10 protein-coding genes and 1 pseudogene are annotated in these 12,118 nt (G+C 72.6%); 3 read left to right on the top strand and 8 right to left on the bottom strand.

The annotated features are described in order from the left end of the window. Window positions 1–157: 157 nt before the first annotated feature. The 3 genes from ACLIYP_RS26345 to ACLIYP_RS26335 form a co-directional block, all read right to left on the bottom strand. The gene (locus ACLIYP_RS26345; protein WP_412715600.1) at window positions 158–1,864 is read right to left on the bottom strand and encodes a flavin monoamine oxidase family protein; all 1,707 of its coding nucleotides are present in this window, start codon (window positions 1,862–1,864) and stop codon (window positions 158–160) included. 144 nt (window positions 1,865–2,008) lie between these two features. Further along, a complete protein-coding gene (locus tag ACLIYP_RS26340) occupies window positions 2,009–2,821 on the bottom strand; it encodes a carbon-nitrogen hydrolase family protein (protein ID WP_412715599.1) in 813 nt (270 codons plus the stop codon). 224 nt (window positions 2,822–3,045) lie between these two features. Beyond that, the gene (locus ACLIYP_RS26335) at window positions 3,046–3,501 is read right to left on the bottom strand and encodes an Lrp/AsnC family transcriptional regulator (protein WP_093656644.1); all 456 of its coding nucleotides are present in this window, start codon (window positions 3,499–3,501) and stop codon (window positions 3,046–3,048) included. A 370-nt stretch (window positions 3,502–3,871) separates the two neighbouring features. On the opposite strand from ACLIYP_RS26335, the gene ACLIYP_RS26330 reads away from it, so the two are divergent. The 3 genes from ACLIYP_RS26330 (at window position 3,872) to ACLIYP_RS26320 (ending at window position 7,251) form a co-directional block, all read left to right on the top strand. Continuing rightward, window positions 3,872–4,327 carry a hypothetical protein gene (locus tag ACLIYP_RS26330; protein ID WP_412715598.1) on the top strand — a complete coding sequence of 152 codons (456 nt, stop codon included), beginning with the start codon at window positions 3,872–3,874 and terminating at the stop codon, window positions 4,325–4,327. Then, the gene (locus ACLIYP_RS26325) at window positions 4,324–6,624 is read left to right on the top strand and encodes a hypothetical protein (RefSeq protein WP_412715597.1); all 2,301 of its coding nucleotides are present in this window, start codon (window positions 4,324–4,326) and stop codon (window positions 6,622–6,624) included. The genes ACLIYP_RS26330 and ACLIYP_RS26325 overlap by 4 nt, the downstream gene beginning before the upstream one ends. Window positions 6,625–6,738: 114 nt before the next feature. After that, window positions 6,739–7,251, top strand: coding sequence for a hypothetical protein (locus ACLIYP_RS26320; protein WP_412715596.1), 513 nt, complete (start codon window positions 6,739–6,741; stop codon window positions 7,249–7,251). An 80-nt stretch (window positions 7,252–7,331) separates the two neighbouring features. Here ACLIYP_RS26320 and ACLIYP_RS26315 read toward each other — a convergent pair whose 3' ends face one another. From ACLIYP_RS26315 to ACLIYP_RS26295, 5 genes and pseudogenes are all read right to left on the bottom strand, one after another. Next, entirely contained in the window at window positions 7,332–8,036 is a 705-nt protein-coding gene (locus ACLIYP_RS26315; protein WP_412715595.1) for a class I SAM-dependent methyltransferase, read from the bottom strand. Window positions 8,037–8,150: 114 nt separating this feature from the next. After that, a complete protein-coding gene (locus ACLIYP_RS26310; RefSeq protein WP_412715594.1) occupies window positions 8,151–9,599 on the bottom strand; it encodes a GuaB1 family IMP dehydrogenase-related protein in 1,449 nt (482 codons plus the stop codon). A 119-nt stretch (window positions 9,600–9,718) separates the two neighbouring features. Next, window positions 9,719–10,714, bottom strand: a complete 996-nt coding sequence (locus ACLIYP_RS26305) for a sugar-binding transcriptional regulator (protein ID WP_177213908.1) — start codon at window positions 10,712–10,714, stop codon at window positions 9,719–9,721. 185 nt (window positions 10,715–10,899) lie between these two features. Next, complete coding sequence (rpe, locus tag ACLIYP_RS26300; protein ID WP_412715593.1) at window positions 10,900–11,592, bottom strand: ribulose-phosphate 3-epimerase; 693 nt, start codon at window positions 11,590–11,592, stop codon at window positions 10,900–10,902. A gap of 77 nt (window positions 11,593–11,669) precedes the next feature. After that, window positions 11,670–12,118 (bottom strand): annotated as a pseudogene (locus ACLIYP_RS26295) (rRNA cytosine-C5-methyltransferase); the annotation flags it as partial.

Genomic DNA, 12,118 nt, shown 5'->3' with positions numbered 1-12,118 from the left:
CCTCGGGGACGCGACCGTGCGGCCACGCGGGCCGCGGGCGCCGGTGGGCCCCGGCGGCACGGGCCCGCCGGGACCGGGGCGCCACACCCGGCGGGCCGGAGACCGAAGGGGGCCGGACGACGTGCCCCCGTGGGCCGGTCCGGCCCGCCGGCCCGGCTCAGTCCTCGGGAAGCTCGACCGGGGCGATCTCGTCGTAGACGTCGCCCGGCCCGGGGTTGGCCGGGTCGGTGGAGCCGCCGAGGTGGTGCATCACCCCCCACACCGCGTTGAGGGCGGTCTGCACCGCGCCCTCGGCCCAGCCGGCCGTCCAGGAGATGTCGTCCCCGGCGAGGAAGATGCCGCGCTTGTCCTCGGGCAGCCGGTCCTGCGCGAAGTGGGTGAACAGCCTGCGCTGGTAGCGGTAGTGGCCCGGCAGGTTGGCCTTGAAGGCCCCCATGAAGTACGGCTCGTTCTCCCAGGAGACGGTGACCGGGTTGCCGATGATGTGCTTGCGGACGTCGACGTCCGGATAGATCTCGCGCAGGGACTTGAGCATGACCTCCAGCCGCTCCCGGGGGCTGAGCGGCAGCCACTTCAGCGAGTCGTCGCACCAGGTGTACGACAGGCACATCACGGCCGGCCGGTCGGGGCCGTCGTCCAGCAGGTAGGTGCCCCGCGTCATGCGGTCGGTTAGCGTCATGCTCATCACGTCCCGGCCGGTGCGCTCGTCCTTGTCCAGCCAGAACGGCCGGTCCACCGGCACGAACAGCTTGGAGGACTCCATGTAGTGGGTCCGCTCGATCGCCGTCCAGTGGTCGATGGGGAACAGGTCGTCGTCGCAGTCGATCTTCGACAGCAGCATCCACGACTGGGCGGTGAAGACCGCCGCCCGGTAGGTGCGCACGTCGCCGGTGGCATCGGTGACGGTGATGCGGTTGCCCGCGGTGCGGTGCAGCCGGGTCACGGCCGGGCGCGGGTCGCCGCCGTGCAGGGACTTCAGCGAGGTGCCCAGCGGCCAGTGCACCAGCTTCTCCGGCTCGCGCTCCCACAGCCGCAGCGGAAGCTGCTGGCTGCCGCCGACGATGCCGCGGTGGTCGTCGTCGGCGCCGGTGTAGACGACCCGCAGGATCTCCAGGATGGAGTTGGGGAAGTCGGTGTCCCAGCCGCCGGTGCCGAAGCCGACCTGGCCGAAGATCTCCCGGTGGCGGAAGGAGGAGAACGCCGGGGACTCGCACAGGAAGCCGTAGAAGGTCTGGTTGTCGAGCTTCTCCACCAGGCGCGACCAGATCTCGCGGATGCGCGGCACGTCACGCGTCCGTATGGCCTGCTGCATGCCGGAGAAGTCGGCCCCCTCCTCCAGGCAGGCGTTCCAGGCGTCCATCACCTGGTGGTAGACCTCCGGCAGGTCGTCCAGGGTGCGGGCGTAGTGGGACTCGCCCTTGAGGTCGACGACGGTGGAGGGGGTGTCGGGCGCCAGCGGGTTGGGGAAGGGCCTGGTCTCCAGGCCCACCAGGTCCGCGTAGTGCCAGAAGGCGGTGGACGACGGCGGGAAGCGCATCGCGCCCATCTCGGCGGTCAGTTCGGGGTCGCAGCCGTCGAAGTGGGCCGTGCGCAGCCGTCCGCCGATCCGGTCGGCCTCGTAGACCACCGGCTTCAGGCCCATCTTCATCAGCTCGTACGCGGTGACGATCCCCGACAGCCCGCCGCCGATGACCGCGACCTCGGTGCCGTGCGCGGTCGCGGGCACCTGGCCGAGGCCGGCGGGGTGGGCGAGGTAGTCGTCGTAGGCGAAGGGGAAGTCCGGGCCGAACATGGTGACGGGCGGCTCGTTCTGCGCCTGTGCGTGCTGCTCGTCGTGGACGGCGGCGGGCACCGTGGAGGTCATGGACGGTTCTCCTGGTGGTACGTGGCGGGCTGTGCCCGGGCGGTCGGCCCGGACGGAGGCAGGCTGCGGTGTCGGGCGGTACGGGGCGGGGCGGTACGGAACGGGGCGGTACGGAACGGGGCCGGACCGGGCGGGGGCCGCGCCTCAGACGAGGGAGCCGTACAACTCGGGGCGGCGGTCGCGCAGATACGGGTTGTCCGCGCGCGACGCCCTCAGCCGCCCGGTGTCGACGTCGGCGGTGATCAGGTCCTCCCCCGCGCCCGCGCGGGCGCGGACCGTGCCGTCGGGGGCGGCCAGGCAGCTCAGTCCGGTGAAGGCGATCGCGTCCTCGCCCTCGCCCTCGGTGCCGCAGCGGTTGGCGTAGGCGATGTAGAGCTGGTTCTCGAAGGCGCGGGCCGGCAGCAGGGTCCGGGCGACGATCTCGTACGGCCGCATCAGCGCGGTCGGCACCAGCAGCAGTTCGGTGCCGGCCAGCGCGTGGGCGCGGACGTTCTCGGGGAACTCCACGTCGTAGCAGACCAGCATCCCGACGCGGACGCCGTCGACGTCGGCCTGGACGACGGGGGTGTCGCCCGGGCGGAAGGCGGAGGCCTCGAAGCCGCCGTACAGATGGGTCTTGCGGTAGTCGGCGAGCCGGGCGCCGTCGGGACCGACGAGCCCGGCGCAGTTGTACACCGCCTCGCCGTCGCGCTCGGGGTAGCCGTAGGCGACGGCGATCCCGTGCTCGGCGGCGATGCGGGACACCGCCTCGGCTCCGGGGCCGTCGGCGGGCTCGGCCAGTTCCGCGACCCGCTCCCCGATCGCGTACCCGGTCAGGTACATCTCGGAGGCGACCAGCAGCCGGGCCCCCTGCGCGGCGGCCCGGCGGGCGGCACGGTCGAGGGCTGCCAGGCTGTCCGCGGTGGAGCCGGGGACACCGCCCGGGCCCTGGAGCAGCGCGGTGCGCAGCGGCGTCATGGGACCTCTTCGCGTTCACGTCGGACGGCCGTACCGGGCGTGCCCGGGTACGGCTGCGGGATCTGGGGACGCTTCGACGGTACGGTCCGCCCTCCGGGCCCCACAAGCCGCACCCGTTGCGCACCGGGCATCGATCCGTTGCGTCTTGGAGCCCTCGTCCGTCGATTCGTTGCGCGGCCTGCTGTGCGCTCGCAGACTCCTCCGGAAGGGTGTCCGAAGACGCCTCAGGCCGGCGACCCCGAGCCGTAGCGGCGCAGCAGCGGGGAGAGGACGAGCACCGACCGGGTGCGCTCCACGAACGGCTCCCCCGCGATCCGCTCCAGCACCCGCTCGAAGTGCCGCATGTCGGAGGCGAAGACCTGGACGATCGCGTCCGCGTCGCCGGTCACCGTGGAGGCGGACGCCACCTCCGGGTAGCGCGCCAGCCCCCGGCGGATGTCCTCGGGAGAGGTCTTGTGGCGGCAGTACATCTCGACGAAGCCCTCGGTCTCCCAGCCGAGCACCGCCGGGTCCACCCGTACGGTGAAGCCGGTGATGGCGCCCTGTTCACGCAACCGGTCCACCCGGCGTTTGACGGCGGGGGCCGACAGGCCCACCTCGGCGCCGATGTCGGCGTAGGAGCGCCGGGCGTCCTCGGCGAGGGCGCGGACGATGCGTTCGTCGAGCTCGTTCAGTCGCACTGCGGGTGGGCCACTTCTGTCGTGCGGGCGGTACGCGGGACGCCGCGGTGATCGCGTCGCCCCGGCAGCGAAGTACAGCACACCGGGCCCGCGGGACGGTCCTCCGGCGGGGCCGGGCCGCGGCACGGACGGCCGGGGAATCTTCACCGAAGCATCACACGGCCCGGCGCCGCCGCCCGGTGGGGAGCATGTCCGAACTTCCGGGCGCCCCTTTCCGGCCGCACCCCCGCGAACCGGGCGCACCGGCGTCCCCCGCCGGCGGCGCGACGGTCTCCTCCCGGCCCCCTTCGCGCGGCCCTCGCTGGCGACCGGGAGCCGCGCTTCTATACCGTGTGGCCCGACAAGCGGAGCCGGACGCGGGGGAGAGAACGTGTCGTTCGACGAGGAGTGGAACCGGCTGGTGCAGGCCGCCGCCGAGCGGAAGGCCGCGCAGACGCGCCTGAACCAGCTCGACGGCGGCGGAGGAGGCGGGGTCGCGACGTCCTCCGGCGAACTCGAGGTGTCGCAGAAGGACCTGGCCGCCGTCGGGGACGCGGCGTTCGACCTCTACCAGCGGCTGCGCAAGGACGGCGACCACGCCCGGGAGAGCAGCACCGGCGCGGCCGCGGGGCTGAAGGGCGACTTCGAGATCGGCGGCGCCCTGGACCACGTCGCGACCCGGTGGCAGGAGCAGCTGCGCACCCTCACCGACGCCTGCGCCCACATCTCCAACCACATGGAGTACAGCAACAAGGCCCACGCCGACGACGAGCAGCACATCAGCTCGCTGTTCAACAGCGTCCACGCGCTCGACGAGGGCTTCGACGAGAGGACCCGGCTCCAGTGAAGCTCGACGCCCTCCGCCACGCCGACTTCTCCAAGCTGAGCGCGGCCGTCACCGACTGGTCGGAGATGGTCGAGAAGCTGAGCGTCCTGAAGGAGGACGCCCGCTCGCAGCTCAAGGGCAAGGCCGACAAGGCCGACTGGAGCGGCCTCAACGCCGCCGTCACCCGGGAGTTCGTCGCCAAGACCGCCGGCGAGTTCGCCGACGCCCACACCCAGGCCTCCTCGATCCACAACATCCTCAAGGACACCCGTGACGAGCTGGTCGAGTACCGCAGGCAGCTCAACGACGCCATCGAGCGCGGCCTGAAGAAGAACCTGACCGTCATCGCCAACTCCGACGGCAGCTTCACCGTCACCATGAACATCCACCCCGACCGCGCCGCCCGGGGCACCGACGTCCCCGACCACACCCCCGAGGACGTCACCGCCCTGCGCGACGAGGTCCAGGGCATCCTCACCAAGGCCACCGAGAGCGACTCCAGCGCCGCCAGGGCGCTCAGGGCCCTGGCCGACCAGACCCCCTACGGCTTCTCCGACGCCTCCTACTCCGACCGCGACTCCGCCGCCGAGGCGATGGAGGCCGCCGACCGGGCCGTCGAACTCGCCAAGGACCCCGCGGACATGTCCCCGCAGGAGTTCGACGACTTCAACTCCACCATGGCGCGCTACAAGGACGACCCCCTCTTCGCCGAGCGGTTCGCGACCGGGCTGGGCCCCCAGGGCGTGCTGGACTTCTGGACGGGCATCAACGACCCGCACACCAACATGCAGCTCGGCCAGGCCCGGGTGGACAAGTACGGCGCCCTGCAGGAGAACCTCGGTCTGACCCTGGCCACCGCCACCCAGTCCGACAGCCCCGCCATGCAGCGCTGGGAGCGGGACATGGTCGGGCTGACCGGCGAGTTCGTCCCGAGCAAGGACAACCCCCGGGCCGTGGGCGCCCAGGTGATGAGCAACCTGATGCGCTGGGGCGACTTCGACGACAAGTTCCTGAAGAACTACGGCGACGAGCTCATCCGGGTCGAGAAGGAGCGCAGCGGCAACGGCCGCAGCGCGGATCTGGCCTGGCACTTCCCCATGGGGCCCATGCTCAACCGGACGGGCACCGACGAGGGTTCGGACCCGATGACGGGCTTCATGATGGCCCTGGGCAAGAGCCCCGACGCCGCCACCGACTTCTTCAACGGCACCTTCGTCACCAAGGACGAGGACCACGACTTCACCCGGGACACCGACGGCAACGGCAAGGAGGGCAAGGTCGGCCTGACCAACTTCCAGTACCTCTTCGAGGAGCGCGACTGGCCCAAGCAGTACGACTCCGACTTCAAGGAGAGCATCGCCGGGCAGAACGCCATGGGCTGGGCCCTGGAGGCCGCGGCGACCGGCCACCCGGCCGGCCAGTGGCCGGACAAGGACACTCCTCCGCACAGTCCGGAGCAGGTGAAGCTGATGGAGAGCATCGTCACCTCCGTCTCCGACGACCCCGAGCGCCTGACCAAGCGCGGCTACCTGTCGGACAGCATGGGGCAGATCGCGGCGGAGTACCTGCCCGACATCAACCGGGCCACGGCCGACGACAAGTACGGCAACTCCGACAAGCTCTTCCCGATCGCAGGCGCCGCCGCCGAGCTGAACCACAGCGATGTCACACGCTTCCTCGTCAGCGTGGGGCAGAACCCGGAAGGGTACGCGAAGGTCGAGACCGGCCAGAAGGCGTACATGGCCAACCTGCTGGACTACCACCTGAACCCCGACCTCCCGGAGGACAAGCGCTACCCGCACTCCCCGGAGGAGACGGTCAAGGAGATCTCCCGGAGGTCCGCCGAGGTCGGCGGCACGCTGGCCATCGGTCGCCAGGAGGCGGTCCTGGGCGAGGCGCATCAGAAGGACGAGGACTACCAGAAGGCGGTCAACCAGGCGAAGAACGTGACTTCCGGCGTCATCGGTCTCGGGATCGGGGTGGGGACGAGCTTCGTCGCGACGCCCGTCGCCGGTGCCGCGGCCGGCGGGGCGGCCAGCACGGTCAGCAGCGTCGTCCTGGAACAGCTCTTCGGCTCCATGGAGGCGGACAACCTCAAGAACGCCGGCCAGGAGGCCGCCACGAGGTGGGAGGACACCAAGGACACGAACGTGGAGCTGAGCCAGCTGGCCGCCATGGAGGCGGCCAAGGCCCATGACTCCCCGCACTCCGACCAGGTGGCGGAATGGGCGCGCATCGGCACGGCCGACGGTTTCAACGACGCCTCGACGAACGCCGCTCAGATGGCGGACGACCTGGAGACCGAGATTCCGAACTAGCGGTCGCCAAGCGCTCCGCCCGGCAGACGCATCCCATCAGTCGACACAGAGGTCAAAGTGCAGCATCACACGGTACGTGGAGGTTCCCGGTCGGTCCGTACGCTCGTCGGGGCGGTGGTGCTCGGTCTGTGCGTGTCCGCCTGCTCGTCGTCGCCGGACAGGGAGTACGAGATCCCCGGGTCCCTGTGCGGCGTGACCGTGCCGGCCGACCGGCTGGAGCCGTTCCTTCCGGCCGGAAAAGAAATCTCCGTGCGCCCCGGCGCCGCCGAGATCGACGGCATCGAGCGCTGCCGCCTCCAGGTGGACGGCAAGGAAGTTCTGTCGTTCACCACGGAGTGGTGGGAGGCGGGGACCGGACTGCGCGAGGCCGCCACCTCGGCGGCCGGTCTCAGCGGCCACGACTCGATCGGCCTGGGGGGCGACGAGAAGGTGCGGGAGGAACCGCCGTACATGTACTCGAAGACGGGGGCGCTCGCCGAGGTCTCCTGCGCGAAACCGCGCAAGGCCGACCAGGAGTTGTTCGCGTCGGCACGGGTCTCCGATGCCGGCAGGCCCGACGAGGCGACGATGAAGAAGCTGATCGCCGCCTACGCCGAAGCCGTCGGGAAGTCCGGCGAGTGCACCTGAGGCCGGCCGGTCGCTGCCCGCACGCGTAGTGGCGCGCGGGCAGCGGCCGGCCCGGCAGGCGCGCCGCCGCTGCCGGCGCGTCATGCCGTGGGCAGGGCCCTCACCCAGGTCCGGTCCTCGGTGAGGTAGGAGTCGACGGCCAGACCCGCGCCGGCCAGCGCATCCTCGAACTCCTCCCGGCCCATTCGCCGGGAGAGGAACGTCTGGGTCCACGTGGCGTCCGGGAAGACGTACTCGCAGCGGACGGCGGACACCCGCGGGTCGTCGGTGGGGTCGGCCGCGGCGATCCTGACCAGTCCGCCGCCGGCCCTCCGCTCCCGGGGCACCCGCTCGTGCCAGTCCTCGCCCTCGCGCTGGATCAGCACGCACCCGTCGTCCGCGACGTGCCGGCGGCAGGCGCGCAGCAGCGCGTCGCGCACCCGGACGTCGCCCGCGTGGACCAGGAAGGAGGACAGCAGGACGGCGTCGAAGCGTTCGCCCAGTTCCAGCGTCTCGATGGGTGAGCACACGGTGCGGGCACCGCGCACGTGCTCCAGCATCCCCGGTGACTCGTCGACGGCCGTCACCGCGAAGCCGCGCTCCAGCAGGGGGTGGGTCACGCGGCCCGTGCCGCAGCCCAGTTCCAGCAGGCTCGCCCCGGCGGGGACCGCCGAGGCGATGACGTCGGGCTCGTCGCCGACGGGCAGGCGGGTGTAGACCTCCACCGCGCAGCCGTCGGGGGTGATCGCTCCGGGGCCCGTGCCGCTGTGGCCCCGGCGGGTCTCCTCGTGCGCCGGTCCGCCCATGGGCCCATCGAAGCACCCGTGGCCCGTCCCGGAAAGGGGGCGGGCCACGGGGCCGGGCGAATACAACACGGATCCAACACGGATCCGGCACGGGGCGGAGGCGGGAGCAGCGGCCTACCAGCTTGCGTGCAGCGGCTTGCCCTCGGCGTAGCCGGCGGCGCTCTGGACGCCGACGACTGCCTTCTCGGCGAACTCCTCCAGAGTGGCGGCTCCGGCGTAGGTGCACGAGGAGCGCACCCCGGCGATGATCGAGTCGATCAGGTCCTCCACCCCCGGCCGGGCCGGGTCCAGGAACATCCGGGAGGTGGAGATGCCCTCCTCGAACAGGGCCTTGCGGGCCCTGTCGTAGGCGGACTCCTCGGCGGTGCGGTTGCGCACCGCGCGCGCGGAGGCCATGCCGAAGCTCTCCTTGTACAGGCGCCCGTCGGCGCTCTGCTGGAGGTCGCCGGGGGACTCGTGGGTGCCTGCGAACCAGGAGCCGATCATGACGTTGGAGGCTCCGGCGGCCAGCGCCATGGCCACGTCGCGCGGGTGCCGCACACCGCCGTCGGCCCAGACGTGCCTGCCGTGCCTGCGCGCCTCGGCGGCGCACTCCAGTACGGCGGAGAACTGCGGGCGGCCCACACCGGTCATCATGCGCGTGGTGCACATGGCGCCCGGCCCGACGCCGACCTTGACGATGTCGGCGCCGGCCTCGATCAGGTCCCGGGTGCCCTCGGCGGAGACGACGTTGCCCGCGACGACGGGGACCTGCGGGTCCAGTGCGCGGATCGTCCTCAGGGTGGAGAACACGGACTCCTGGTGGCCGTGGGCGGTGTCCACGACGAGGGTGTCCACCCCGGCGTCGAGCAGCCCCTTGGCGCGCCCCTCGACGTCGCCGTTGATGCCGACGGCGGCGGCCACCCGCAGCCGTCCGGCGGCGTCGGTCGCGGGGGTGTAGAGGGTGGCGCGCAGGGCGCCCTTGCGGGTGAGGATGCCGGCCAGGCGGCCCTCGGCGTCGACGGCGGGGGCGAGCTTGCGGTGGGCGCCGTCCAGGCGGGTGAACGCCTCGCGCGGGTCGATGCCGGCGTCCAGGAGCAGCAGGTCGCGGGACATGACCTGGGAGAGCTGGGTGAAGCGGTCCACGCCGGTCAGGTCGGAGTCGGTGACGACGCCGACCGGCCGCCGCTCCCCGTCGACGACGACGCCCGCGCCGTGCGCCCGCTTGGGCAGCAGGGACAGCGCGTCGGCGACGGTCGCGGACGGCTCCAGGACGATGGGAGTGTCCAGGACCAGGTGGCGCTGCTTGACCCAGGAGATGACGTCGGTGACCACGTCCAGGGGGATGTCCTGGGGGATGACGGTGAGGCCGCCGCGGCGGGCGACCGTCTCGGCCATCCGGCGCCCGGCGATCGCGGTCATGTTGGCCACGACGATCGGGATGGTGGTGCCCGTCCCGTCGGGTGCGGAGAGGTCCACGCCCTGCCGGGAGCCGACCGCGGAGCGGTTGGGCACCATGAAGACGTCGTCGTACGTCAGGTTGTACGCGGGCCGCTGGTCGTTGAGAAATCGCACGTACTTCATTGTTGCACGTCCGCCCCCGCCCCCGGCCATGGAGAAAAGCCCAGGTGGGCGGGGACGCCGTCGTACGTTCCCACCAATGCCGGAGGTCCGGGCCGGATCCCTGCGGCCCGGACCTCCGGTCAGCGCGCGCTCTCGTCCGGGTCGGCGCGGTCCAGCGCGGGCCGGGGGCCGGGGCCGGTCTCGTGCAGCAGGTAGTCGGCGGCGGCGGTGTCGGTGACCAGACTGGTCACCAGCCCGGAGCGGAGCACCGCGCCGATCGCCGCGGCCTTGCGGCGGCCGCCCGCGATCGCGATGACCTCGGGGATGCGGCGCAGCCTGTCGGCCTCGACGGTGATGCAGCGCTCCCCCAGGTCGCGGCCGATGCGGCGGCCCTCGGCGTCGAAGAGGTGCGCGGACATCTCGGCGGCGACCCCGAGGGAGGCGTAGTGGGCGCGCTCCTCCTCGCCGAGCATGTCGTGGACGGTGGAGACGCCCGGCTCCCAGGAACCGATGGAGACCGCGGCCACGGTCACCTTGTCGAAGTACTCGAACGCCGCGGCGATGCTCGTCTGGCCGCGCAGCGCGGCGGCGGTGGCCGCGTCCGGCAGCAGCATCGGCGCGTAGATCGGGTGGGCCTCGCCGCCGGAGACGGTGGCGGCGCGGCGCACGGCCTCCACCGAACCGCGCTCGGCGGTGCCCGCGTCGTAGACGCCGGTGAGCTGGACGACGGTGCACGGCGGGAGCCGGTGCAGGGCGGTGGCCATGTGGATGGTGGAGCGGCCCCAGGCCAGGCCCAGCACGTCCCCCTCGGTGACCAGTTCGCCCAGCAGGTCGGCGGCGACCTCGCCGAGGTTCTCCGGGTCGGCGGCGTCCTCGGCCGCGTCCGAGGGCGACTCGACGACGACGGCGTGGCGCAGCCCGTAGCGGGCGCGCAGCGCGTCGGACCGCTCGGCGTCCAGTTCGGCCGGGACGCGGATCTCGATGCGCACCAGATCCCGTTCCAGCGCGGTCTCCAGCACCCGGGCAACCTTGAAGCGGCTCACCCCGAACTCGTCCGCGATCTGGATCTTGGACTTGCCCTCCAGATAGAAGCGGCGCGCCATGGCCGCCGCCTGCATCAGCTCGGCGGGACCCATTCTCGTGGCTGACCGCCCGGTCGACACCGCACTCACCTCGCTACCGTTCCGCCGTACTCGTGTACGCGCCCGTCCCTCACTCTGCGCGTTCATCCTCGCAGATCCACGGCGGTCCTGATCCACTCCGTGCACGGTGCACCCATGCCCGCCCCCGCCGGCCGCCCCTCAGGCGCCCCGGGCCGTCCTCAGTGGGCGCACCCGCCGGCGGCTCCGTCGGCGGCCTCCCGGGCCTGGGCGCGCAGGGCCTGCACCGCCGCGGCCGGGTCGTCCGCGCCGTAGACGGCCGAGCCGGCCACGAAGACGTCCGCGCCGGCCTCGGCGCACCGCTCGATGGTGGAGGCGGAGACCCCGCCGTCCACCTGGAGCCACAGCTGCAGGCCGTGCTTGTCGATGAGCTGCCGGGTGCGGCGGATCTTGGGCAGCATGACGTCGAGGAACGCCTGGCCGCCGAAGCCGGGCTCGACGGTCATCACCAGCAGCATGTCCAGCTCGGGCAGCAGGTCCTCGTACGGCTCGACCGGCGTGGCGGGCTTGAGCGCCATGGAGGCGCGGGCGCCCTTGGCGCGGATCTCGCGGGCCAGCCGCACCGGTGCGGCGGCGGCCTCGGCGTGGAAGGTGACCGAGCCGGCCCCCGCCTCGACGTACTGCGGCGCCCAGCGGTCGGGGTCCTCGATCATCAGATGGCAGTCCAGCGGGGTGTCGGTCGCCTTGCGCAACGACTCGACGACCGGGACACCGAGCGTGAGGTTGGGGACGAAGTGGTTGTCCATCACGTCCACATGGAGCCAGTCGGCGCCCTCGGGTCCTCCGACGCGCCGCGCCTCCTCGGCCAGGCGCGCGAAGTCGGCGGACAGGATGCTGGGGTTGATCTGAACCATGGCCCCAGTATGTCGTGTCACCCGTCCGGCCCCGCCCGCCGGGTGCGCCCCCGCGCGCACCGGTGCCGGCCCGCGGCTCAGGTGCGGCGCAGCAGGGCGAGGTACATCGCGTCGGTGCCGTGCAGGTGCGGCCAGAGCTGGATGTCGGGGCCGTCGCCGAGGGCGGGCACACCGGGCAGCATCGGCCGGGCGTCGATCATCTCGGCGCTCTCGTGCTTCAGCACGTCGTCGACGACCGCGCGGGTCTCGGCCGGGTGCGGCGAGCAGGTGGCGTAGCCGACGACGCCGCCGGGCCTGGCCGCCCGCAGCGCCTCGGTCAGCAGTCCGCGCTGGAGCGGGGCGAAGCCGGCCAGGTCCTCGGGGCGGCGGCGCCAGCGGGCCTCGGGGCGGCGGCGCAGCGCGCCCAGCCCGGTGCAGGGCACGTCGACCAGGACGCGGTCGAAGGAGCCGGGCCGCCAGGCGGGGCGGGTGCCGTCGGCGGTGACCACCTGGTACGGGCCGGGGTTGCCGCGCAGGGCGCGGGCCA

It is taken from the genome of Streptomyces nanhaiensis (genome assembly GCF_046614825.1).
GTDB classification, from domain to species: Bacteria; Actinomycetota; Actinomycetes; order Streptomycetales; family Streptomycetaceae; genus Streptomyces; species Streptomyces radiopugnans.
This window is presented reverse-complemented; position numbering and strand designations above follow the sequence as displayed.